20 protein-coding genes and 4 tRNA genes are annotated in these 23,134 nt (G+C 41.6%); 9 read left to right on the top strand and 15 right to left on the bottom strand.

All coding sequences use genetic code 11. The annotated features are described in order from the left end of the window. Window positions 1-168: 168 nt before the first annotated feature. From LU297_RS03795 to LU297_RS03750, 10 genes are all read right to left on the bottom strand, one after another. Window positions 169-5,955 (bottom strand): S6 family peptidase, encoded by a 5,787-nt coding sequence (locus LU297_RS03795; RefSeq protein WP_263077087.1) that lies wholly within the window; start codon window positions 5,953-5,955, stop codon window positions 169-171. 147 nt (window positions 5,956-6,102) lie between these two features. Beyond that, window positions 6,103-6,876: a glycosyltransferase gene (locus LU297_RS03790; protein WP_263077086.1), complete on the bottom strand. Its 774-nt coding sequence runs from the start codon at window positions 6,874-6,876 to the stop codon at window positions 6,103-6,105. Beyond that, entirely contained in the window at window positions 6,819-7,265 is a 447-nt protein-coding gene (locus LU297_RS03785; protein ID WP_263077085.1) for a glycosyltransferase family protein, read from the bottom strand. The genes LU297_RS03790 and LU297_RS03785 overlap by 58 nt, the downstream gene beginning before the upstream one ends. A gap of 89 nt (window positions 7,266-7,354) precedes the next feature. Continuing rightward, window positions 7,355-7,546 (bottom strand): zf-HC2 domain-containing protein, encoded by a 192-nt coding sequence (locus LU297_RS03780; protein WP_263077084.1) that lies wholly within the window; start codon window positions 7,544-7,546, stop codon window positions 7,355-7,357. Window positions 7,547-7,584: 38 nt separating this feature from the next. Further along, entirely contained in the window at window positions 7,585-8,229 is a 645-nt protein-coding gene (locus tag LU297_RS03775; RefSeq protein WP_263077083.1) for a sigma-70 family RNA polymerase sigma factor, read from the bottom strand. A gap of 159 nt (window positions 8,230-8,388) precedes the next feature. Then, a complete protein-coding gene (locus LU297_RS03770) occupies window positions 8,389-9,033 on the bottom strand; it encodes an HvfX family Cu-binding RiPP maturation protein (protein WP_263077082.1) in 645 nt (214 codons plus the stop codon). A gap of 55 nt (window positions 9,034-9,088) precedes the next feature. Further along, the gene (locus LU297_RS03765) at window positions 9,089-9,895 is read right to left on the bottom strand and encodes an HvfC family RiPP maturation protein (protein WP_263077081.1); all 807 of its coding nucleotides are present in this window, start codon (window positions 9,893-9,895) and stop codon (window positions 9,089-9,091) included. Between the two features lie 220 nt (window positions 9,896-10,115). Beyond that, window positions 10,116-11,000 (bottom strand): HvfB family MNIO-type RiPP peptide maturase, encoded by an 885-nt coding sequence (locus LU297_RS03760; RefSeq protein ID WP_263077080.1) that lies wholly within the window; start codon window positions 10,998-11,000, stop codon window positions 10,116-10,118. A gap of 139 nt (window positions 11,001-11,139) precedes the next feature. Then, window positions 11,140-11,526, bottom strand: a complete 387-nt coding sequence (locus LU297_RS03755) for an HvfA family oxazolone/thioamide-modified RiPP metallophore (protein WP_263077079.1) — start codon at window positions 11,524-11,526, stop codon at window positions 11,140-11,142. Between the two features lie 44 nt (window positions 11,527-11,570). Then, window positions 11,571-11,888 carry an HvfA family oxazolone/thioamide-modified RiPP metallophore gene (locus tag LU297_RS03750; protein ID WP_263077078.1) on the bottom strand — a complete coding sequence of 106 codons (318 nt, stop codon included), beginning with the start codon at window positions 11,886-11,888 and terminating at the stop codon, window positions 11,571-11,573. Between the two features lie 296 nt (window positions 11,889-12,184). On the opposite strand from LU297_RS03750, the gene LU297_RS03745 reads away from it, so the two are divergent. Beyond that, complete coding sequence (locus LU297_RS03745; RefSeq protein WP_263077077.1) at window positions 12,185-13,018, top strand: putative RNA methyltransferase; 834 nt, start codon at window positions 12,185-12,187, stop codon at window positions 13,016-13,018. Window positions 13,019-13,251: 233 nt separating this feature from the next. Here the strand turns inward: LU297_RS03745 and LU297_RS10050 are convergent, their stop codons facing one another. Both LU297_RS10050 and LU297_RS10045 read right to left on the bottom strand, forming a co-directional pair. Continuing rightward, a complete protein-coding gene (locus tag LU297_RS10050) occupies window positions 13,252-13,719 on the bottom strand; it encodes a transposase (protein WP_432806279.1) in 468 nt (155 codons plus the stop codon). Window positions 13,720-13,772: 53 nt separating this feature from the next. After that, window positions 13,773-14,141 carry an IS630 transposase-related protein gene (locus tag LU297_RS10045; protein WP_115007331.1) on the bottom strand — a complete coding sequence of 123 codons (369 nt, stop codon included), beginning with the start codon at window positions 14,139-14,141 and terminating at the stop codon, window positions 13,773-13,775. Between the two features lie 84 nt (window positions 14,142-14,225). On the opposite strand from LU297_RS10045, the gene LU297_RS03735 reads away from it, so the two are divergent. After that, the gene (locus LU297_RS03735; protein ID WP_263077076.1) at window positions 14,226-15,740 is read left to right on the top strand and encodes a subtype B tannase; all 1,515 of its coding nucleotides are present in this window, start codon (window positions 14,226-14,228) and stop codon (window positions 15,738-15,740) included. Window positions 15,741-15,859: 119 nt separating this feature from the next. Continuing rightward, the gene (gene trpE / locus LU297_RS03730; protein ID WP_263077319.1) at window positions 15,860-17,362 is read left to right on the top strand and encodes an anthranilate synthase component I; all 1,503 of its coding nucleotides are present in this window, start codon (window positions 15,860-15,862) and stop codon (window positions 17,360-17,362) included. 186 nt (window positions 17,363-17,548) lie between these two features. On the opposite strand, the gene LU297_RS03725 is transcribed toward trpE, so the two are convergent. After that, window positions 17,549-19,060: an NYN domain-containing protein gene (locus tag LU297_RS03725; RefSeq protein ID WP_263077075.1), complete on the bottom strand. Its 1,512-nt coding sequence runs from the start codon at window positions 19,058-19,060 to the stop codon at window positions 17,549-17,551. Window positions 19,061-19,195: 135 nt separating this feature from the next. On the opposite strand from LU297_RS03725, the gene LU297_RS03720 reads away from it, so the two are divergent. The 5 genes from LU297_RS03720 (at window position 19,196) to tuf (ending at window position 21,014) form a co-directional block, all read left to right on the top strand. Further along, window positions 19,196-19,271: transfer RNA gene (locus LU297_RS03720), tRNA-Thr, on the top strand. A gap of 78 nt (window positions 19,272-19,349) precedes the next feature. Continuing rightward, a tRNA-Tyr gene (locus LU297_RS03715) sits at window positions 19,350-19,433 on the top strand. A gap of 22 nt (window positions 19,434-19,455) precedes the next feature. Beyond that, window positions 19,456-19,529 (top strand) — tRNA-Gly (locus LU297_RS03710). Window positions 19,530-19,538: 9 nt separating this feature from the next. Then, window positions 19,539-19,613 (top strand) — tRNA-Thr (locus tag LU297_RS03705). A gap of 210 nt (window positions 19,614-19,823) precedes the next feature. Continuing rightward, window positions 19,824-21,014: an elongation factor Tu gene (tuf, locus tag LU297_RS03700; protein WP_263075701.1), complete on the top strand. Its 1,191-nt coding sequence runs from the start codon at window positions 19,824-19,826 to the stop codon at window positions 21,012-21,014. A 294-nt stretch (window positions 21,015-21,308) separates the two neighbouring features. On the opposite strand, the gene ygfZ is transcribed toward tuf, so the two are convergent. Next, complete coding sequence (gene ygfZ / locus LU297_RS03695) at window positions 21,309-21,980, bottom strand: CAF17-like 4Fe-4S cluster assembly/insertion protein YgfZ (protein ID WP_263077074.1); 672 nt, start codon at window positions 21,978-21,980, stop codon at window positions 21,309-21,311. Window positions 21,981-22,151: 171 nt separating this feature from the next. Between ygfZ and LU297_RS03690 the strand changes: the two genes are divergently transcribed. After that, entirely contained in the window at window positions 22,152-22,490 is a 339-nt protein-coding gene (locus tag LU297_RS03690) for a zinc ribbon domain-containing protein YjdM (protein WP_263077073.1), read from the top strand. Between the two features lie 4 nt (window positions 22,491-22,494). Here LU297_RS03690 and LU297_RS03685 read toward each other — a convergent pair whose 3' ends face one another. Further along, a complete protein-coding gene (locus LU297_RS03685; protein WP_263077072.1) occupies window positions 22,495-23,076 on the bottom strand; it encodes a BLUF domain-containing protein in 582 nt (193 codons plus the stop codon). Between the last annotated feature and the right edge of the window lie 58 nt (window positions 23,077-23,134).

Here is a 23,134-nt window from a genome sequence, read left to right as displayed (position 1 = left end):
ATGGGCAAGCCTTTACAGAAAACTCATTTTGCACCAAATTGATTAAACTATTTAAATTAAAGCCAAATCATTTACCTAAGTTTGAACAAAAATTATCATATCGATTTTGCAATATAAATAGCCTGATAAAAAACCACCCCCAAAGGAGTGGTTTTTTTATCATTAAGATTACCAACGATATTTGAGTTGTAATCCGCCATAGACTTGATTGTCAATCTCTTTGCCATGACGATAGCCAATGCTGGTTGTGGCACTTAGATGATTGGTGGCTTGATATTTTAGACCAAGCTCATGGTCTAGGCTATATCCAAGTTCTTGTTTGACTTGACGGTCATTGATTTTGATGTCAAAGTCTGCCTGACGGCTGTGGATACGACTACTAAATGTTGGGTGAATGATGGTATTGCCAAGTTCAATGGTTTTGCCAATTTCTACCCCTGCATAGGCATTGATGAGTTGATTGGCTTTGGACTCTACTTTGGCATTATTTAAAGTATAATTTGCTGCTTGATAGCGATAAGCTTTTGCACCCACATGTGGTGTGATGGTCATGCTGTCAGTTTGATACTCTTTGCCGATGGTAGCACCAATGTAGCTTAAATCTCTTTGCAGGCTGGTTTTTTGACCATCTAAACTGATTTCATTATTGTTACGACCCACGCCCAATTCAAGAATACCAAAGATGTTGTCATCGGTGGTGTGCTTGCCATAGAAAGTGGCGGTATTGATACGACCTTTGGCATTGCCCTCGCTATAATCTGTATCACTACTCATTTTAGAGACAATCACACCAGCACGAGTATTTGGATTGTCACCAATCTGTTTGTCAATGCCAAACTGCATCAAGTGCGTATCTTGTTCATAGCCACGATACAAATCAGAACTGTACTTACCATCAGACCATTGATTATCCAGCCATACCTCGATTGGTCTGGTGTGTTTGTCCAACAATCGTTTGGTGGCTTGTTCACTCAATGCCATTAAGGCATAGGTTTGTGATTGGATTTCAGAGATGGCAGTATTGGCATAACGACTGATGAGCTGTGCTTGTTTTTGTTGAGCAAGTTTTGCCAAACGCTCTTGTTCAGCTTTGGCTTTTTCTTCTGCTAGACGCTTCTCTTCTGCCAAACGCTTTTCTTCTTCAAGTTTGGCTAGGCGTTCAGCTTCCAAACGCTCACGCTCAGCTTGTTCAGCTTTGGCTTTTTCTTCTGCCAAACGCTTTTCTTCTTCAAGTTTGGCTAGGCGTTCAGCTTCTTCACGAGCAAGTTGTTCTTGACGAGCTTCTTCTTCGGCTTCTAGACGCTCTTTTTCAAGTTGAGCAAGTCTTGCTTTTTCAGCTTCTTCTGCTAAGCGTTTTTCCTCAGCTTCTTTGGCAAGTTGTTCGGCTTCCAAACGCTCTTGCTCAGCTTTTTGACGAGCAAGTTCGGCTTCTTTTTCGGCTTGCTCACGAGCTAGGCGTTCAGCTTCCAATCTTTCTTCTTCCGCTTTTTGTCTTGCCAGCTCTTCTTGACGAGCTTCTTCTTCGGCTTCTTTGGCAAGTTGTTCAGTTTCCAAACGCTCTTGCTCTGCTTGTTCAGCTTTGGCTTTTTCTTCTGCTAAACGCTTCTCTTCAGCCTCTTTAGCCAAACGCTCTGCCTCTAAGCGTTCTTGCTCGGCTTTTTGACGAGCAAGTTCGGCTTGTTTGGCTTCTTCCGCCAAGCGTTTTTCCTCTTCAAGTTTGGCTAGGCGTTCAGCCTCTTCACGAGCAAGTTGTTCTTGACGAGCTTTTTCTTCTGCTTCTAAACGCTCTTTTTCAAGTTGAGCCAATCTTGCTTTTTCAGCTTCTTCTGCTAGGCGTTTTTCTTCTTCAAGTTTGACTAAGCGTTCGGCTTCTAGTCGTTCTTGCTCAGCTTTTTGACGGGCAAGTTCTGCTTCTTTTTCGGCTTGTTCACGAGCTAAGCGTTCAGCTTCCAAACGCTCACGCTCTGCTTGTTCAGCTTTGGCTTTTTCTTCAGCTTCTTGACGGGCTTTTTCTTCTGCTAAACGCTTTTCTTCTTCAATCTTAGCTAAGCGTTCAGCTTCTTCACGAGCAAGTTGTTCTTGATGAGCTTTTTCTTCAGCCAAGCGTTTCTCTTCAGCCTCTTTAGCCAAACGCTCTGCTTCTAAGCGTTTTTCTTCTTCAAGTTTGGCTAGGCGTTCAGCTTCTAGTCGTTCTTGCTCTGCTTTTTGTCTTGCCAATTCTTCTTGACGAGCTTTTTCCTCAGCTTCTAAACGCTCTTTTTCAAGTTGAGCCAATCTTGCTTTTTCGGCTTCTTCTGCTAGGAGTTTTTCTTCGGCTTCTTTGGCTAAACGCTCTGCTTCTAAGCGTTTTTCTTCTTCAATCTTAGCTAGGCGTTCAGCTTCTTCACGAGCAAGTTGTTCTTGACGAGCTTTTTCTTCCGCTTCCAAACGCTCTTTTTCAAGTTGAGCAAGTCTTGCTTTTTCAGCTTCTTCGGCTAAACGCTTCTCTTCTTCAAGTTTTGCCAGACGCTCCGCTTCTAAGCGTTCTTGCTCTGCTTTTTGACGAGCAAGTTCAGCTTCTTTTTCGGCTTGCTCACGAGCTAAGCGTTCGGTTTCCAATCTTTCTTCTTCAGCTTTTTGTCTTGCCAATTCTTCTTGACGGGCTTTTTCTTCGGCTAAGCGTTTTTCTTCTTCGGCCTTTCTTTTTTCTGCCAGTTCTTGTTCAATGATGGGGTTATATAGAACATAGTCATTGCCATCTTTGATGAGTTCATAGCGATAAGCACCTGCATCAACTGTACCACCTGCATTGGCAAGACTGACGGACAAATCATTTTGGTTGTTGGCGGTCAGTAGTACCAGTTTTTGGTCGTGATTAGGTTCTTTGCCAGTGTTTTTGACATTAAGCTTAACTGTACCTGTGGCGGTATTGGCGATGACTTTATCGCTTTGTAAGCCTGCTACATCAGATAAGTAGTTAAAGTTGGCTTGACCTGACAGTTGATTGACGCTTAATGTGTTGTATTGATTGGTACTGCCTTTGGCATAATTGCTGTTTAAGGTGATGGTGGCGTTATTGACCGTCAGTGCATTGAGCTGACTGTTTTTGGTCATTGTCCAAGTAGAACCTTCATCAAGTTGTACTTGGCTGTTGCCAGTACCAGTCATGGCTCCTGTTAGGTCAGCTTTACTACCTAAGGTAAATTTGGCATTGTTTGCTAATGAAACATCGCCTGCAACTTTGGTTCTATCCCAGCTATTTAGTGCTGCCTCTGATAACGGGCTGATAGAACAATTTGCCACACCAGTACGGTCAGAACGGATACATTCGTGTGAAACACCTTGGGTAAAGCCAATGTGAGCAGAAGCATTGTCGGTGAGAGTAAAGTTACCATCTACTGATGATACATTACGACTAACTTCAATCTTAGCATTGTCTTTGGCAACAAAGTTGGTGGCGTTAAAGGTGCGGTTTAGCCATTCGTTGTCTTTGATGATTTCTTGGTTGGCTACTTTGTCATAGGCGTGTGGTACGGGGCGACCGGATAGGATAATTTCACTAGTACCAGCTGCACTAAGATTGCCATTTAGCACCGTACCGCCTGTGAGCAGGAGCTTGCCATTTGCCACATCGGTGGTGTTGATGGTGACATTGAGTTTGCCATTATGTTTATTTGGGTCGATTTCACCAAAGTAACCATTAAAGCCTTGAATCGTGCCTTCAACAGCTTTCACTTTTTCGGCAAGGATTTTTTGCTTGGCGGTTGTTTCGTCTGTACCCAGTACTTCAAAATATTCATTCTCCTTGACCAAGCCTGTTAAGCGGTCAAAATCAAGAAAAACTTTGCCCTGATTAAAAAGGGCGGTGATTTGATTGACCGTCATTGCTTGTTTTAGACGAATAAAATTCTTTGGTGCACCAATAGGAATAGGGCGTTGGAATACCAAAATATCTTTATCCAGATTGCGAGACACTTCTGCTGGATTGGTAATCGTACCCAGTTTGATTTGGTCAATGGTAGGACGAACCACACCTGTGAGCGTGATGTTCGCTCCTTTGCTGGCATTGTGATTGACCACCATTGCACCTTCATCACTGTTTTGGATACGGCGGAAGGTCAAGTCATTCCCATTCAAATCCAATCGCCCACCACGATAGCCAAAGTAGATGGTGTTGGGGTCTAATTGGTCTGATGAGTTTAGAATGACAGTTGGTCTGCCACTGACGATGCCTAATTCAGAGAATGCAGATTTTTTGTTATTACTGTCAGCTTGTTGGTCTAGGATAACTGTACCATCACCCACACTGATGGAGCCTTTGTTTTCTCCTTTGCCATTGATGGTGAGTGTGCCTTGTCCAATTTTTGATAATCTATCGCCAGCAGGATTACTGATTTTCCAAGTCACCGTTTTACCTGCATCAATATCAACACCAGCACCTAGCCAAGTGATGTCATCTTTGGTACCTGTAACTGTGGTATTGCCATGAAAATAGATCGCACCAGCACCTTGATTGATGTTGTCTGTTAGGGTTAGGGTGTTGTTGTCGCCTGTGATGTGGAAGGTTTTGCCGTGGTGTAGCTGTGGATTCCACGGATTATCCCCAGTATTGCCATTATGCCCTTGTAGGGTTGGTTTGTTGGTGTCCGCCAAATCGACTGATAGGGTTTTATCGCCACCTGTGATGGTACTGGTATTGCCAGCTGGCGTCCAGATGAGTGTGGCTGCGTTGGCACTGAGTGTACCTGCGTTGTTTTCTTTTTCTAAGGCACGCACATAATGCGGGTGATGATAGTTCCAGTAGGACTTAAAGACATCGCCACCTGCTACAAAGTTTTCGGAGAAGTAGTCGCTATACACGCCCAAGACCACCCATTTTTTGGTGCGAGTGTCATAGCCAAAAATTGCTGAGCCACTATCGCCAGGCAAGCCCAAAGTCGTCAAAGGACCATAGCCATGGTCGGTGAATACATCGTTGGTTTTGTCAGAAGCGGCGACCAAAATACGGCTTGCACCTGCATTGGCTCTGGTGTCGCCATTGGTAACAGGCAGAACGCTACCGCCTGTCAAGAAAGGGCCGTTACCGACTTCGATGCGTCCTTTGTTAAGTCTATCGCTTTCGTTATTGACGATGGCTTGTTTGCCAGAACCTGCACGGATAAACATTGGGAAAATAAATGAATCACTAAATTCATCATAGTATTCGTGTGCATTTTGTGTGGCAGGTCGTTCGATTTCGTTAGCAGGCACAACCTCAGTAACCAGCTTGGATAGACGAGGAGCATGATAGTCCCAACGGTTGGTTTTTTGACCGTTAGCGTCATAGATGGTTTTCTCGCCATTGTCGTTGCGTTCACGAACTTCATCACCTTTGCCGACATCGCTTTTTAGTTTGCTTGGGTCTGGCATGTAGTTGTTGCGGCGAACCACACCATAATTATAATGATGGTCGTCAGGTTTTTCGCTGGACGAGTCGCCAAATTGCACATCACGATAGCCTTGATTGTGGTTTACACTGATGACATACTGAGGATTGACCAGCGTGGCAATGCCCGTTTGGCGAGTGATGGGCGAAAAGTCAATCATCGGAATGGAGATGGTCTCGCCAACTTCGGTGCGATATTGAGGCGTGTCATCAAATTCTTCTGGGTCTTCGCCATTAAAGAAGGCGTCACAGCCTGGCAAATTTGGGTCATCAAAACATTTAAAGCCATCAAAAGCGGGGCGTTCTGGGCGTTCAACTTCAATTTCAACCTGTTTGGTTGGGGTTACTTTTAAGAAAGTGCCGATATTTTGCCCTGATTTGTTTAGGACAGGAATGTCGGTTGCACCAACATAAAACTTACCTTTGTTTTCTGCCAAATCACGAAAATACTGATAATCCACATCGCCACGCACGATGGAGGCGTGTAGATTTGGAGCAAGAGAAAGGGCGATGGCGGTCGCCAAAATGGAGCGTTTAAAGGCGTGTTTCATTGGTTAAAATCCCAAAAAAAGAAAAGCGGTTTTTGATGATGAAAATTGGTAGGAAAATCAATAGAAATTAATCAATATTTTATCAATAATCTAATATTTTAGCAATGATAAGTATTTTTAATTACAATAATCTATTTTATTAAATAGCTATCGATTTGTCCCAAATTTTGCAAATACATAATCAAACATATTTAGCGTCATTGTCTCAATGTTTTGAAAAGAAAATCGCTGCACAGCTTGGGGCGGTTTTTCTTGATATTGCTGTATTTTGCTTGGGTTGTTGAGCAAGGCAGATGTAGCGTCAATGAAATCCTGCTGATTGCCAGCTTCAATCAAAGCACCATATTGCCCATCGCCCAAAATTTCTGCAACGCCAGTGCGACATTTCATTGCAACCACAGGCGTACCACAAATCATACTTTCTATGAGTACGGTTGGCAAACCTTCGTGCAAGGAGGTATGCAAAAACAAATCAGCGTGTTTCATAAATGGGTAAGGATTGGTATAAGAGCCGAGCAACAGGCATTCTTTTGCCAGTCCCAGCGTCTGAATTTGATGATTTAGCGTGTGATACAGTTCGCCATCGCCGATGATGTATAGCTTATGGGGCAGTCCTTGTTGTTTTAATTGGGCAAAAATATTGATAAGCTGTTGATGGTTTTTGCCTGATTCTAGCCGTGCCACCTGTAATAAAAATGGCTGATGAAGCAATGCCAAATCAGTAGGACTGTCTGGCTGTTGATTGGATTTTTGTTGTATGTATTCTATATCTATTGGATTGTAGAGATAGCCATTTTTTATCTTAATATCAAGCTGGGTCAGCACCCATTGCATCATTCGTTGCATTTCTTGATTGATGGCAATCAGCAAAGCGTGTTTTGGTAAGATGGCTTGATAATATTGAGTTGAGCCGTACCACATTCTAGGTGTGATAAGCCGTGAACCCAGCGAATGATAGGAATGCTTAGCGTGTATTTTTCCAAGAAAAAATCAAAATGCGTATTAAAATTGACAATGCACATTGGCGGATTATGGCTTAGGTAGTGATACATTCGATCTTGCAGCAGTTGTCTTAGCTGTTTAAATTCATCGCTATCTAGCTTGGTATCGCAGTCAGCCAGTTGTAGGCTTTCGTTTGGGCTCAGCAAAAAATCAATTTGTATGTTGGTAGGGATTTGTTCAATGTGGATATTTTGGGGCAGGTTTTGTTGCAGCACTAAGCGGACTTGATACTGGTCGTGTTTTGATAATAATTTTAGATAGTTGATGAGTATGCTTTCTGCACCGCCGATAATGAGGCTTTTATGCACAAAAGTAATGATTTTTTTTGCCAGACAAAATCAAGTCCTTTGGGATAATTTATCAAGTCATTATAAAGGATTTTTTGGATAAAGAGCAGTTATTTTGGTTCGTTTGGGGTTGTGTTTTTGTGTTCGTTTAGTATTTTGCTTAATATTTTGTTGTTGTCATAGAAATGACGACAGTTTTTGCACATCATCAAATGCACTTTTAATTCCACCGTTTCCATTAGGCTGATTTTTTCATCACAAGCACGACTGGCAAGCTGGCTAATTTCTTGACAAGTTTTCATTGATGTTCCTTATTATTCTACAAAATTATTCTACAAGCCTATTCTACAAACCAATGCCGTGTCAAACAAGTCTGTAAATTAAGTCTGGCTCTGTGCATTAGGACATAATAATTTTGTGAACTGATGGTTAAGGCTTGGCATATTTCTTTACTATCAAGCCCAACATATTCTTTCATCAAAAAAACTTTGGCTTGCTCGGCTGGCAAATGCTCCAAACAATATTCCAATATCTGCCAAAATGCCTTATTTTGGGCTTGAATTTCTGGATTGCACCACGATTCATCAAAGGCTTTTGGTGTATAATCGCCCTGCCATTTGCCATTATCAAACACCATATCAAAAAGTTCTATATCGTCATTATCCGATAATTCACTTAATTTGATATAAATCTGATTAGATTTAATCATATCGGCAATTTTGTGTTTTAAAATGGCAAATACCCAAGTTTTAAAGGCACTATTGCCCTTAAATTTGTTGCTGTATTGCATCGCTGATATTAAACATTCTTGTACGCAGTCCTTTGCCAATTCATCATCGTCCAATTGATTTTTGGCAAATTTTAATAATTGCTCATACAAATTTGCCAAATAGACATCGCCAATAGAATGATGACCATCGCCATTCTTATTTTTTGGGCATTCTTTTAATAATAATGCAATAAACTGTTGATAATCATCATTCATTGTTTGGTATCAGCCGATAAATTTTTTAGGTATTGTTAAATAAAGATAGATTTTAAGGTTTTCCGTTCGGACTGAGCTTGTCGAAGTCTAGGAAAACAGTGGCGGTTCGACAAGCTCACCACGAACGGTTTTCCAGAAAAGTATACTCAATTAACAATACTATTTTTTATTTAAAAATTTATTCAAATAATAATCAAGCGAAACATAATTACCCGCCCCATAAAATAATAAGGGCAAAAGCATAATTAAATAAGTGATGGCAAATTCCATACCGTTATTTAAAATGACAAAATTGCCATATTCGGTTAGCCAGTCATAATTGCCGTGCGTTTGCAAAATTTCTTTGGCTTTGTCTAATCGTTGGGCAACTTCTTGGGCATTGGTAACGCTATTTTGGGCGGACGAAAAGCCAACATTTGCCCAAAAGGAGGCAATGCTGGTCGCCTCATCGCTTGAGGCAATGGCAAACCAGCCGTTTTTTAAATGCACCGCAAAGCCTGCCACCGCCATTGTGATGATTAAAAGTATGCTAAAAAATCTGGTCAATAGCCCAAATAATAAGGCAAATCCGCCCACCAATTCCGCCAAAATCACAAGAGCCGTCATCAAGGCAGGAAAGGGCAGACCAAGTCCCCATTCGCTGTTGCCAAGCCATTGGGCGGTGTCATTAAAGCTATTTAATTTGGCAAGTCCTGCAATAATAAAAATAGGAGCAAGATAAATTCTAAGTGCCAACAGTCCAATAAAGTCTAGGCGTTTTAATTGATTGATGAATGTTTGATAAAGGGCGATTATTTTTTTCATTTCATACCTTATTCTTTGATTGATTTGATTAACAATTTTATTTGTAATCAAAAATCTATTGTTTGATTAAAATCTGTTCATTGCTAAGCATTAAAAATAAATCATCAGCAAAATTGATAAGCCCATCAATATCAGGATAATCAATGCTATTGGCAAAGTCGGTTAATAAAGTTTTTTTATCTGTATAAACTGTATGACATTCTTTTAAAAAGTCAATAAAAAAATAAGTCAAAACATTAATGGCAACAAATTTAACTTCTACACCAACTCGCAATACCACAAGACAAGTATCACTTGGCATAATATTGTTAGCATTGTTTGGGCTAATGGTTTGTACAGGATAAGTATAATGGCAATTTTGTACTGTACTATTTAAAGCATAGCAAGTTGTTAATTCATCGTCTTTTAAAATCAGTTTATGCTCATTATTGGGCATTGTATCCACAAATAATTCTAACCATTCATAATGAGCAAGCTCGTCCAAATACTTGGGAATAAAATCAATCTCTTCATCAGATATAGATAAGGGACTTAGCCAATTATCCTGCTCATTATTTAATATTTGTGATACAAATTCCACAAACTGCATTGGAATTTCGGTAAAATAAGGCGAATGGGTGGGGTATCTTTGAAAAAAATACAAACACAAGGTTCTAAACTTATCATCGCCCAACAGCTTTTTGCAAATGGGAAAACATTGATTTAAAAAGCCACACACATTATTAAAAATTAAGTCTTGATAAACTTTGCCAACACGATTTGGGATACTGTCATTTTGACTTTGGCGTTGTAAGCGTAAATAATCGCCAAATTCTAATTGGAATTTTTTTAAAGAATAAGGGGCTAATAAAGATAGGCTCATTGGGTATTCCAAAATGGATTGGTATCATCAACCAATCCATTTATTACAATAAAAGTCATTAAACTTCCTGCAAAACTCAAAAACAAGGAAAACCGTTCGTGGTGAGCTTGTCGAACCATAATGGTTTTCCTACCCTTCGACAAGCTCAGGGCGAACGGAAAACCTAGTTTTGCAGGAAGTCATTAAATTAAAATGGTTTTGGTTATTGAATCAAAATCCATTAAGCAGTTAATTTGATTTGGTCATTAAATTTGGCTTGGGCTTTGTGAATTAAATTAACTTCATTCATTAGGCTATCTAATTGGGGGAAATTAAAATCTCGCTCCAAACAAGTTGGAATTTCAACTGCCTTTTTGCCTGTTCTTTTGTAGATTTCGGCATAGGCTTCATCAAGCAGTCGCCAAACAGGTTCAATAACATCAGCCCCGTGTGTGTCAATAATAAAGCCATCTTCTTCTACATAATGCCCTGCAATATGCATATAACATACTTTTTCTAAGGGTAATTGATGTAAATACTCAATGGGGTCAAAGTTAAAGTTTTGACTATTGACATAAATATTGTTAATATCCAAATGAAGTAAACAATCAGCCTCTTTGACCACCGCACTGATAAACTGGGCATCGCTCATATCGCTATCTGGCGGCTGATAATAATAGCTGGCATTTTCAAAGCCGATTTGCATATCCATAATATCTTGGGCTTGTTTAATCCGATTTGCTGTCCATTTTACCGCTTCATCGGTGCAAGGAATGGGCAACAAATCATACAAATGCCCCTTATCATCAGAAGTCCACGCCAAATGCTCGGTATAGAGCGTCATATCGTGGGCTTGCATAAATTTTTTGGTATTTTTTAATAAGTCTATGTCCAATTTGGCACTGCTACCAATGGATAAAGAAAGACCGTGGCAAATAAAAGGAAAGTGTTCGGTGTATTCTCTGAGCATTTTTTCATAACGCCCGCCCATTTGCCCTGCTGAGTTAATCCAATTTTCAGGCGATACTTCAAAAAAATCAATGCCTGATAAATCGTCATTTTGCATTTGGGTGCATAATTCACGGCGAAAGCCCAAACCTGCCCCTTTTAATATTTTTTTACTCATTTTAATAACCCTCATTTAGGCATTTAATTTATTTTTTGTGTTTAACGACAGTTGATTGGTCATTAAACATAAAAAATAAACTTTATTTCAATCATAACGGCAATTAAGCCAATTACCGTTATGATAAGTTAAGCAAGTCTTATTTGCTTTCGGTTGTCGCTGGGGCGGTTGCGTTGTCGGTTGTCTTGTTGCCACCGCAAGATGCTTCGCCAGCTTTGCTGTCAGTACCAGCAGCTGCACCACCGCACTTGCCTTCACCGCACTTACCTTCGGTTGCCTTAGCGTCTGTGCCAGTAGCAGCTGCACCACCGCATTTGCCTTCACCGCACTTACCTTCTTCGGCTTTGCTGGCATCTGCTGCACCAGCTTGGGCTGCGTCTGCTGCTTTCTCGCCATTTTGATAGCCTTGCTCCATTGGCTTGGCTTCAAAAGGTTGTTCTTGCTTAGCTTCTTGTTGTGAGCAAGCAACAGTACCTGCTAATAGTGTGCCTAGTAGAGCGGTTTTTGCCAAAGTTTTGGTTTTCATGATGTATCTCCGATGATAAAGGTTGGGGAATTGATGATGGTTAATTATTTAGAACCGCCACATTTGCCTTCGCCACACTTGGCTTCGGTGGTTTTTGGTGCGGTTGTTGCTGTACCACCACATTTGCCTTCGCCGCATTTAGCGTCTGCTTTTTTGGTTGTGCCAGCAGCAGCCGTGCCACCGCATTTGCCTTCGCCACACTTAGCTTCGGCTTTTTTGGCTTGGGTGGCACATTTTTTATCTGATTTTGCACATTTGGCAGGTTGGTTTTGGTAACCTTGTGCCATTGCATTCATTGTAAAAGGGCTAACGCCTGCCACTACCAAAGAGCCTACTAGGGCGGTTTTTGCTAATTTTTTCATGACAATTCCTTAGAAAAAAACTTGATTATAAAAAACCAAGTAAACATTGGCATCAATGCACGAAATATTTGCACCAATGCAAACATTTACTTGGTATTGTATCACGCAAACTAAGAACAGAATACTGCTCTTGGCGTATTAGACTTAGGTTTTGGCGAATTTATTACAGATTTTTTGTAAATAAATTGTAAAAATTTATCTATTTTAGAAATATAATAGCAATATTAACCAAAAATGCTGGCGATACGCCAATTTATGCTAAAATAGAGCCAATTGATTGACGATAAGATAAGATGATGCTGACCTGTCCTATTTGCCAGCTTGCTCTCGACAAGCACGAACGCACTTACCGATGTCCAAATAATCATAGTTTTGACATTGCCAAAGAAGGCTATGTCAATTTGCACCTTGTGCAGCACAAACGCAGTAAAAATCCTGGCGACACACCAGAGGCGGTGCTGGCTCGCCGTCAATTTTTATCGGCAGGATTTTATGAGCCACTCAAAGACGCTCTACCTGCCATCATTCATCAGTACAAGCCATCGGTCGATGTGTTGGTCGATATTGGCTGTGGCGAGGGGTATTATACGACAGGCTTGGCAAGTGTAGCCAAGCAGGTGGTGGCGGTGGATATTGCCAAGTCAGCAGTACAAATTGCCGCCAAAGCTGATAAGCAACAACACGCTCAACAAGGCAGTCATGGCAACATCACTTGGGTGGTCGGTACAGGAGCGGTGTTGCCTGTGGCTGATGGTGCGGTTGATGTCTGTACCAGTCTATTTAGTCCTTTGCCTGTGGCACAAATGATTCGTGTACTTTGTGATGATGGGCTGCTTGTCATGGCGACACCTGCACCAGCCCATCTGTATGAGATGCGTCAAGCATTATTTGGCGAGGTCATTGCTCATACGCCCCAAAAATTCATTCAGACGCTATCGCCTGAGTTTGTGCTGCTAGGGGAGCATCATATTGAGCATGAGTTTGTGCTAAATCGTACTCAGCTTAGTGCATTGATTGCGATGACCCCTTATGCCTATAAAGCAAAACAAGCCAATCGTCAGGCACTAGAAGAGCATGATGATTTTTGTACGACCGCCAGATTTTGTGTGTATGTTTTTGGCAAGTGCTGACGGCTTTGATGACATCAATTCGTGCAAATTTTTTGATTAAGTCGTTTTGCTCATCTTACAACCGCATGACCTGATTAGCCAGTGCTTGCCAGAAGATATTTGACGCTTATTGGTGGTCGGTATTAAAAAGTTAATTTTTTTTGTCAAAAAAATATTGCCATGACCATAAGTTTTTGGCTGCAATGTCGTGCATGAGAACATCGACAAAGCATGATGGTTGTATTAAAATATACTCAATTCAACTCAAAATAAGACATCAGCCCACCTTCAATACTCTCAAACTTTGACAGATGACTTCTAAGCCATCTCTTAATAGTTGCCCAAGTGTGTTCTATGGGGTTTAGGTTAGGTGAATAAGGTGGGAGTGGCAAGATAACATGTTTGCATGTTGTGTTATTAGCAAGTACCTGTAACTGCTTCATTCTATGAAATCTTGCATTATCTAAGATGATGATACAAGGTCTACCTGTTTGCTTGGCGTGGTTGTCAAGGCTAGGTAGAAGCATTTGTTCAAACCAAGTTTCAAATAAGTTGCTTACCATTGTGTTTTGATAGATAAGTGGAGCAATCAAGTTTTTGGCTTTGTTACCAATTTGTCCAGCAACCAATGATATGCGTTGATAATATTTACCACTCACCTTATCATAGACTTTTTGACCCTTTAAACTTCTGGCGTGGGTGCGGTGTAGGTAAGTGTCAATACCAGTTTCATCTACATAAACAAGCTCGTAGTCTTGTATGCTTTGTAACTGTTTTAGCCTGTCTTGATAGTCTTTGATTTTGTTTGGGTCTTGTTCTTTGTAACTTGTGGTCTTTTTTTATGGGTAATACCAAGAGAGCGTAAAGCATAAAAGATGGTACTTGTACCACAATTAAAAACTTCAGCAATTTCATACAAGTAAGCATCAGGGTTTTGCTCTACATAAGTTTTAAGCTTATTTCTGTCCACTTTAACACCACGATTGCCACCACTTTGACAGGACAAATCACCTTGTTCTTGTTTTTTAATCCAAGCATACAAGGTGCTTCTTGAAATGTTGTAAGCAGTACAAACTGTGCTAATATTACCACACTGCTCTAAGTAGGCTAAGGCCTTTTGTTTAAGTTCTATTGAATATGCCATAATAGCGATATTTTAGCATAGATTTGTAGGGTTTTAAAGTGAATTTAGTATAATAATCATTATCATTTTTTATGTGGAGCCGATATGCTGCCTATAATCAAAAAAATTTTACCATTTGCCATCACGCTATCACTGACCGCTTGCCAAAGTCCGTCAGTTGCTCCAACCAAAGCAACCTTGATGCAAAGTGATACTGCACTTCAATTCAATCCTAACCAGTATCAATCCATCGTGGTGCAAGCTGGCGGTCAATCCATCATGGTTCGTGCTTATCAAAACATCGTGTATGTGGCAAACCCTGTGGATAAAACCCATCAGTCGATGAATATCTATGTGCCAGAAAATTATTTTTTGGGCAAAACAGTAGGGCGATTTGATGCACATACCGCACCGATTTTTATGCCCAATGCCGTGGGTGGCTATATGCCAGCCAAGCCAATGACGGTGGGCAAGGGGCGAGATGGCCAGCCAAACAGTTTGGCGATGGCACTGGTGCAAGGCTATGTGGTGGCAAGTGCTGGTGCCAGAGGTCGCACTTTGCAAGATGAGCAGGGTCAATATATTGGCAAAGCTCCTGCTGCCATTGTGGATTTGAAGGCGGCTGTTCGCTATCTAAAAGCCAATGATAAGCTGATGGCAGGGCGTGCTGATCGTATCATTGTCAATGGCACATCGGCAGGTGGTGCGATGACAGCCTTGTTGGGTGCAACAGGCAATCAGTCAGACTACCAAGATGAGCTGGATAAAATCGGTGCAGCCAAGGCATCAGATGAGGTGTTTGCGGTATCCAGCTACGCTCCAATTATCAATCTAGAAAATGCTGATGCAGCATACGAATGGCAATTTTTTGGCATCAATCATTACAATAAAATGTCCATCAGTATGCTCGACTATCAGGTAAAAAGAACGCTGGTACCAAGCGTACTGACCGATGATGAACAAAAGCTGTCCATGCAGCTTAAAGATGCGTTTCCAAGCTATGTCAATGCTCTAAATTTGGTGGGCAGACAAGGAGGTCGTTTGACTTTAAATCATCAGGGTTTGGGTAGTTTTAAAGACGAGGTATTGTCTTATTTGAATGATTCAGCCAATCAGGCTCATCATCAAGGGGTTGATTTGTCAGTTTATCCTTTTATGGTTCAGCATAAATCAAAAAATCCTTATTACATCGACAATTACCCAGAGTTTTTGGCAAATTATGTCGGTCGTAGCAAGGCAGCTCCTGCTTTTGATGGCGTGGCATTAGATCGAGGCGAGAACCAATTATTTGGCAATCAGACAATCAATCATCGCCATTTTACGCAGTTTAGCCAAGCCAATAGCACCATCGTGGGTGCAACGATGGCAGATGCTCTAACCATCAAAATGATGAATCCGATGGCATATCTAGGCCACCAACATTCAGGCATTGCACCGCATTGGCGTATCAGGCACGGTGCTAAGGATAGCGACACCAGTTTTGCCATACCCGTCATTTTGGCAACCAGACTACAAAACTTGGGTAAACAGGTGGACTTTAAGATGGTTTGGAATCAGGGTCATGGCGGTGATTATGATTTACCAGAACTGTTTGCATGGATTGAACAGACGGTCAAGTAAGCCAGTCCAATCATCAAAAAAAGCCAAGCTAAGCAAGTTTGGCTTTTTTGTATCACTTAGATGGGCTTTATGGTATGATAGGGCGACTTTATTTTTTATGGAACAAAAAAATGAGCCAGATGCTGACCAAAGAGCAGTTTTTATCGTTTAAAAAAGATGGTTATAGCCATGTACCGTTGGTAAAAAAACGCCTGACAGACGATGCCACCCCAGTTTCGGTATTTGCTAATCTAAGACAACTCAATCCCAAAGCCTATCTTTTTGAATCGGTTGAGGGCGGAGAGCGATTTGCTCGTTATTCCATGATTGGACTGGGCAAAGGTGTTTATTTTGAATACCAAAATGGCGTGATGCAGACAAGCAGTGATTTGGTGGGCGTGGTCTCTACGATGAGTACCGATAAGCCATTTGACGAGATTCGCAAATTCATGGCTCAGTTTCGCATGCCCACGCATGAACAAGTGGCTGGATTGCCAGTATTTAGTGGCGGTTTGGTGGGTTATTTTGGCTATGATTTGATTCGCACCATTGAACCTAGCGTGGGACAAAGTGATGCACCTAATCCGCTAAATTTGCCTGATTTGTGGTTAATGCTTTCAACCGAAGTGGTGGTGTTTGATAATTTAGAACATACACTGTCGATTGTGGTTTATGCTAATTGTAGTCTTGAAAACGGCTATGAAGAGGCCGAATCTCGCCTAGAATCCATCGAAGAGGCATTGGCAACCCCTGCCAAATTGACCGCCAGCACACACCCAAAACCTGTATTCGTCTCTGCAACTGGCGAACAAAAATTCTGTCAAGATGTCAATAAAATCAAAGAATACATTTTGGCGGGCGATGTGATGCAAGTGGTGCCTGCTCAGCGTATGAGTGCTGACTTTGAAGGCGATGCTTTGTCGGTATATCGAGCCTTGCGTTATCTTAATCCGTCACCTTATTTATTTATTTTGCATGGCGAGACTTTTGGGGCAAATCAGTCGCCATTTGACATCATTGGTGCTTCGCCTGAGATTTTGTCTCGCATTGAAAATGGAACCGTGACAGTGCGACCATTGGCAGGAACCCGCCGTCGTGGTAAGACAATCGAAGAAGATTTGGCATTGGAGGCTGAGCTATTGGCTGACCAAAAAGAGATTGCTGAGCATCTGATGCTGATTGATTTGGGGCGTAATGACATTGGGCGAGTGTGCAAGATTGGCTCGGTGCGAGTCACCGACAAAATGTTCATCGAACGCTATTCACAAGTGATGCACATTGCCAGTAATGTCGAAGGCACAGTTAAGCCAGAAGTTGACGCCTTGGATGTATTTTGTGCCACTTTTCCAGCAGGAACTTTGTCTGGTGCACCAAAAATTCGAGCCATGCAAATCATTGATGAGGTTGAGCCTGTGCGTCGTACCGTCTTTGGTGGAGCGGTGGGCTATCTGGGCTGGCATGGTAATATGGATACCGCCATCGCCATTCGCACTGCCGTACTTAAAGATGGCAAGGCTCATGTACAGGCAGGAGCAGGCGTAGTGGCGGATTCTGACCCGATGGCAGAATGGGACGAAACCAACAAAAAAGCCCTTGCCATCATCAAGGCGGTTGAGTTGGCTTGCGATGGTCTAAACATTTAAGAAAGTCATCATTAAAAAAAAAGGGGGGGGTAAAACCCTCCTTTTTTATTGGTCAAAGGTGTGGTATGTCATGAACAATCACTTTGTGCCAGATTTGGTCAAATCACAAAGTTTGTATCATTTTAGAATGTGTTTGACTTTTAGAACATCAAGCCGTTGATTGGTGTTTTGTTAATGATGGCAAGTTTATGCCAAATATTTTGCATATAGCTGTTTTTCTTGGCGAATGAGCTGAAAATCAGGCAGTTTTGCCAGCAGCTCGCCAAAATGTCGATAGCCAAAACTTTGGCTACCGTAGCCTGTTTTTTGTCTGATGAATTGACCAATATCGCCAATCTTGGTCAGTCCATCGCTGTTTTGATGGGTTTTGATGGCTTGTTTGATTAGCATCAGCAAATGCGTTAAATCCAGCTTGTCGCCATCTGAGAATAATTCATCCTCTGCCAATGCAGTTTGTGCTTGCAGGGGCGGTGTGACAGCGGTTTTTGATGAATGTGCCACACCATGTTGATGTAATGGCGATGGAGTGGTTTGTTCTGGCTCATTGCCTTTCTTGATGCCTTGATTGATATTTTTATCATCATTGCTTTTATTGTAGGCATCGCTGGGCGGATTGCTCGGGTCATCAATGCGTGTGTCACAAACCCAGTCGCCTTTTTGATGATGCACCATCTGAAAATTGGGCAACAATGCCAAAATCTGGCTGAGCGTGCAATGACCATATTGCTGGGCGTGGATACCAAAATTTTGGGCGACATGATTGGAAATTTCACCAACCATTGCCCAGCCGTGTTGTCTTTTGTGCGTTGCGATGGCATTGGCGATGGCATTATTAAGCTTGGCATCATCTCTGAGTTCATTGATGCTTTTATGAACAATTTGAGTGGGTGTGCTGGCATTACCCACGATTTTTGGTTGTCGTTTTTGGATAAATGTGGTTTTGTTGATTTCTATAATTTCAAAATCATTCAGTGCTTTTATTAGCTGGCTTAGTGTTTTGTATTGATATTTTTTATGCGAAAAATTTGGCGAATTTTTTAGATAAGTGCCGAGCAAGCTAAGCTCTATTTTATCTTTGTTATGTTCGTCAAAAATTTTGGTAATAAATGCCAAGAGTGCTTCATCATCATTGGGATTGGGCTTATCATTGGTCTTGATGACAGGATTGATGATGATTTGGGTGCTTTTAATCTCTGGCAGAATATCGTGTTCAGGTTTGATGGTGGGTAGCGGATAAAAATGCTCACAGGCGGACATCAGACCATTATTGGCATTGTTATTACCAATGCCAATCACTGTCTTGCCCAGTGTGCGAAGTTTGATGGCAAGGGCGGTAAAATCACTGTCCGAAGTGACCAAGACAACCGCATCAATTTGTTGCATCAGGACAGTTTCCATCACATCAGCTGCCAGCAAAATATCAACCGTATTTTTGCCTTTGACCAAGGAAAACTGATGAAAGGCTTGCATTGCATACTGATGCGTGGCATCTTTCCAGCCATGAACCGAAGAATTTGACCAGTTGGCATAAATGCGGCGAATCAGAGGATTGCCGTATTTTTTGGCAATGTTCATCACAAAATCAGCGTGTTGATGACTAATATTCTCAGCATCAATGAATATGGCGATGATTTTTTGGGTGTCCACTGGCTTAAATCCTGATAAAATGGCGAATGATGTTTTGATAGGGATATTCATGATGGTTGTCAAGTCAAATCATAAAATAAATTATATAAAAATCAATGAGTTATAAACTTTTTAAACTTTTATCAAAAAAATCTCTTGCAAGATTCATCAAATATGATATTATACGCACCACTTAGGAAATACACCGCCGGCTTAGCTCAGTTGGTAGAGCAACTGACTTGTAATCAGTAGGTCGCCAGTTCGATTCCGGCAGCCGGCACCATTCCTAGGAACGATGATAGGTCAGGCCCAATATTGGGCTTAATCTTTTACAAGACCAGTAAAAGAGACTTCCATTTTTGGTGGGGTTGGGGAGCGGTCAAACCCAACAGACTGTAACTCTGTCGCGAAAGCTTCGAAGGTTCGAATCCTTCCCCCACCACCATTCCTACCCAAGAATGCCCTTAGCGGGTGTGGTTTAGTGGTAGAACCTCAGCCTTCCAAGCTGATGGTGCGGGTTCGATTCCCGCCACCCGCTCCATATTATTATGCTCTTGTAGCTCAGGGGTAGAGCACTCCCTTGGTAAGGGAGAGGTCACGAGTTCAATTCTCGTCAAGAGCTCCATATTCTAGCCTTTGAAATCCGATGGTTTCAAGGGTTTTTTAATATCCAATATTTTTTCATTGCCATGATGTTTGGTTACGATGCAGAAAAAATTGGTTAATGTGTTTAAATCTTAAATTCTATATGTTATAATTAGCAAGGATATGATGTGGTTTTGATGTTTTTTAGAATCATGTCATGACATTTGATTAACAAAACGAGGATCTCACTATGGCAAAGGCCAAGTTTGAACGTAACAAGCCACACGTAAACGTTGGCACCATCGGTCACGTTGACCACGGTAAAACCACTCTAACTGCTGCTATCGCAACCGTTGCTGCTAAGCACCACGGTGGTGAAGCAAAAGACTACGCAGCGATTGACTCAGCTCCTGAAGAAAAAGCTCGTGGTATTACCATTAACACTTCTCACATCGAATACGACACTGCTAACCGTCACTACGCACACGTAGACTGTCCAGGCCACGCTGACTATGTTAAAAACATGATTACTGGTGCTGCTCAAATGGACGGTGCTATCCTAGTTGTTGCTGCAACTGACGGCCCAATGCCACAAACTCGTGAGCACATCCTACTATCTCGTCAGGTTGGCGTACCATACATCATGGTATTCATGAACAAGTGTGACCTTGTTGATGACGAAGAGCTACTAGAATTGGTAGAAATGGAAGTTCGTGAACTTCTATCTGACTACGACTTCCCAGGCGATGACACCCCAATCATCAAAGGTTCTGCACTACTAGGTCTAAATGGCGACGAAGGTCAGTATGGCGAAAAAGCTATCCTAGAACTACTAGACACCCTAGACAGCTACATCCCAGAGCCAGAGCGTGACATCGATCGTTCATTCCTAATGCCAATCGAAGACGTATTCTCTATCTCTGGTCGTGGTACTGTTGTAACTGGCCGTGTAGAATCAGGCATCATCAAAGTTGGTGACGAAATCGAAATCATCGGTATCAAACCAACTGCAAAAACTACCTGTACTGGTGTTGAAATGTTCCGTAAACTGCTAGACGAAGGTCGTGCAGGTGAGAACTGTGGTATCCTACTTCGTGGTACTAAGCGTGAAGAAGTTCAGCGCGGTCAAGTACTTGCTAAGCCAGGCTCAATCACGCCACACACCAAGTTTGACGCAGAAGTATATGTACTATCAAAAGAAGAAGGTGGTCGTCACACGCCATTCCTAAACGGCTATCGCCCACAATTCTACTTCCGTACTACTGACGTAACTGGTGCCATCACTCTACAAGAAGGCACTGAAATGGTTATGCCAGGCGACAACGTTGAGATGAGCGTTGAGCTTATCCACCCAATCGCTATGGACAAAGGTCTACGCTTCGCTATCCGTGAAGGCGGCCGTACCGTAGGTGCTGGTGTTGTTGCAACTGTTAAAGACTAATCTTTAACTAAGTACAACCGTACAAAAAAAACCAAACTCGACAGGGTTTGGTTTTTTTATTTTAAAAATGTGGGTTGTTTGATGTGGAATTTGGGCTGTGGTTTGTATTCTAAAACACGCCCAGTATCAAACCACCGATGATAAGATAATTTTAATTCTCGGTCATCTTCATGCTTGGATTATCTTATATAAATAAGCACAGCTTGATTTAGCTTGGTGTATTTCTTGGATTGTGATTTTTGATAGATAAGCTGCCATAAAAAACCTGCCGATGGGCAGGTTTTGATGAATGATTTAGTCTCGTGCCACGCTTTGTTGTAGTGCCTTGGGCAATGATAAAATAGTTGCGTCAGCCAAATCCTCAGGTCTGGCAACAACCAACGCCTCTTGGTTGAATTGATTTACTATTTGCACCTTATCATTCAAATTATTGATGGCGACACGATGCAGCCATGTTTTTGGGCTTGCCTTAAACCACAGGCGTGCCACGATTTCTTGCCCCAAATAGCAACCCTTGTCATAATTAACACCACCTCGCTGGTGTAATCGCAGTTCTTGGGGCTGAAATTGTTCGCTGGTGGTTTTATTCAGCCAATAATTACCTTGTTCGATGCTTAATTTTGCCCATTGTTCCCAATCATGCTGGCTTGCATCGTGGCTAAATGTTGGCGTGCCATCTTGCACACTAGGATAAATGATGGTGGGGGTTGATGCTGTGATTTTTGAGAATGCACCATATTTTTTTAGATGAGCTTGAAAATCATCGCTAAGCTCAGAAGGTAGAACGATGCCAAAACCATCTTCGATTCGACAAATCCACAGGCTAAATTGGACCCGTCCTTTTAGATTACAGATGGCGGTTGGTCTGTAGGCATGATGAAGGTTGGCGGTGTTGATGGTCAGCTGTCCTTGCAAAAATTTATCCGCATCAATGCCTGTGAGTGTCAAATAGGAGAATGTTGTCATGATTATTTTTCCAAATGATTGTGGTGTTTTATGTCTAATTTTAGCAAATTTTGGGGGAAATTGTTAAAATTTTGTACTAAATATGGGTTAATTTTCCAAAATCAATCAAAAATCGGTTACAATAAGCGATTAAAAAATTGTTATTCTTTTTATGTCATTTAGGAATGTGTTATGAGTTTGCCAAATTGCCCACAATGTGCATCAGATTATACTTATCAAGATGGTGCATTGCTTATTTGCCCGATGTGTGCCCACGAGTGGACAGATGGCGATGGTGCAGATGATACGCCTGTGATTAAAGATGCGGTGGGCAATGTGCTGACCGATGGCGATAGCGTGACGGTCATCAAAGATTTAAAAGTCAAAGGCTCGTCCACACCGATTAAGGTAGGCACCAAGGTCAAATCCATTCGCCTGATTTATGATGCTCCTGATGACCACGACATCGATTGCAAGATTGATGGTTTTGGGGCGATGAAACTAAAATCCAGCGTGGTTAAAAAGGCATAGCAAATCAGTCAAGATACAATAGTGTCATCACAACTGCCCAGATGAGTATTAAAATACTGTATAAAATCAAAAAGTTGCGATGTTGCCTAACCAGATGATGAAGGGCGGCATAGCGGTAAATTGCACTGCCATTGTCGGCATGTACATATTTGGCAATAAATTGATTGGTATTACAATGAATCTCAAAAAGCTCAATCATTCGTTCAATATCAGCATTTTGCCAGTATAGCGGTGTTAATAGACTAAAAAAATCCACCATTTCTGGGTGAATGTTTGGGCTGTGCATATTGATGAATGCCATATCCCACGCAACAAAACGCCGATGCGACAAATATCCTGTGGAGAGTAGCGTAACTTGTTTGTGGCGTGAGTCTTGGCAGATATTGGCGTATAATTCACGCACTTTACTTTCATCTCCTTCTAAGTACTGAAAAAAATAGCCATTACCAAAACACAAAAACCCTGTAATATTTTGAGTGGCGTTAAATGTATTAGAAGTACGATAAATGTCAGTAAAAACATCTTTATTGACGCTGGCACACCAAGTCATGCGACTGGCATAGGTTAGATAAAACATTGATTTCATTATATTTTTCCATAAAAATAGTGAAATTTTGACAAATGAGGTTGCAGTCCGTTGTTTT

This window comes from Moraxella nasicaprae, assembly GCF_025643275.1.
In the GTDB taxonomy this organism is placed as follows: Bacteria; Pseudomonadota; Gammaproteobacteria; order Pseudomonadales; family Moraxellaceae; genus Moraxella; species Moraxella nasicaprae.
This window is presented reverse-complemented; position numbering and strand designations above follow the sequence as displayed.

Coding starts and splice junctions, on each gene's coding strand:
- LU297_RS03795 (WP_263077087.1), bottom strand. CDS start 5,955: ATGAAACACGCCTTTAAACGCTCCATTTTGGCGACCGCCATCGCCCTT.
- LU297_RS03790 (WP_263077086.1), bottom strand. CDS start 6,876: ATGTGGTACGGCTCAACTCAATATTATCAAGCCATCTTACCAAAACAC.
- LU297_RS03780 (WP_263077084.1), bottom strand. CDS start 7,546: ATGAAAACTTGTCAAGAAATTAGCCAGCTTGCCAGTCGTGCTTGTGAT.
- LU297_RS03775 (WP_263077083.1), bottom strand. CDS start 8,229: ATGAATGATGATTATCAACAGTTTATTGCATTATTATTAAAAGAATGC.
- LU297_RS03770 (WP_263077082.1), bottom strand. CDS start 9,033: ATGAAAAAAATAATCGCCCTTTATCAAACATTCATCAATCAATTAAAA.
- LU297_RS03765 (WP_263077081.1), bottom strand. CDS start 9,895: ATGAGCCTATCTTTATTAGCCCCTTATTCTTTAAAAAAATTCCAATTA.
- LU297_RS03760 (WP_263077080.1), bottom strand. CDS start 11,000: ATGAGTAAAAAAATATTAAAAGGGGCAGGTTTGGGCTTTCGCCGTGAA.
- LU297_RS03755 (WP_263077079.1), bottom strand. CDS start 11,526: ATGAAAACCAAAACTTTGGCAAAAACCGCTCTACTAGGCACACTATTA.
- LU297_RS03750 (WP_263077078.1), bottom strand. CDS start 11,888: ATGAAAAAATTAGCAAAAACCGCCCTAGTAGGCTCTTTGGTAGTGGCA.
- LU297_RS03745 (WP_263077077.1), top strand. CDS start 12,185: ATGCTGACCTGTCCTATTTGCCAGCTTGCTCTCGACAAGCACGAACGC.
- LU297_RS10045 (WP_115007331.1), bottom strand. CDS start 14,141: ATGGCATATTCAATAGAACTTAAACAAAAGGCCTTAGCCTACTTAGAG.
- LU297_RS03735 (WP_263077076.1), top strand. CDS start 14,226: ATGCTGCCTATAATCAAAAAAATTTTACCATTTGCCATCACGCTATCA.
- trpE (WP_263077319.1), top strand. CDS start 15,860: ATGCTGACCAAAGAGCAGTTTTTATCGTTTAAAAAAGATGGTTATAGC.
- LU297_RS03725 (WP_263077075.1), bottom strand. CDS start 19,060: ATGAATATCCCTATCAAAACATCATTCGCCATTTTATCAGGATTTAAG.
- tuf (WP_263075701.1), top strand. CDS start 19,824: ATGGCAAAGGCCAAGTTTGAACGTAACAAGCCACACGTAAACGTTGGC.
- ygfZ (WP_263077074.1), bottom strand. CDS start 21,980: ATGACAACATTCTCCTATTTGACACTCACAGGCATTGATGCGGATAAA.
- LU297_RS03690 (WP_263077073.1), top strand. CDS start 22,152: ATGAGTTTGCCAAATTGCCCACAATGTGCATCAGATTATACTTATCAA.
- LU297_RS03685 (WP_263077072.1), bottom strand. CDS start 23,076: ATGAAATCAATGTTTTATCTAACCTATGCCAGTCGCATGACTTGGTGT.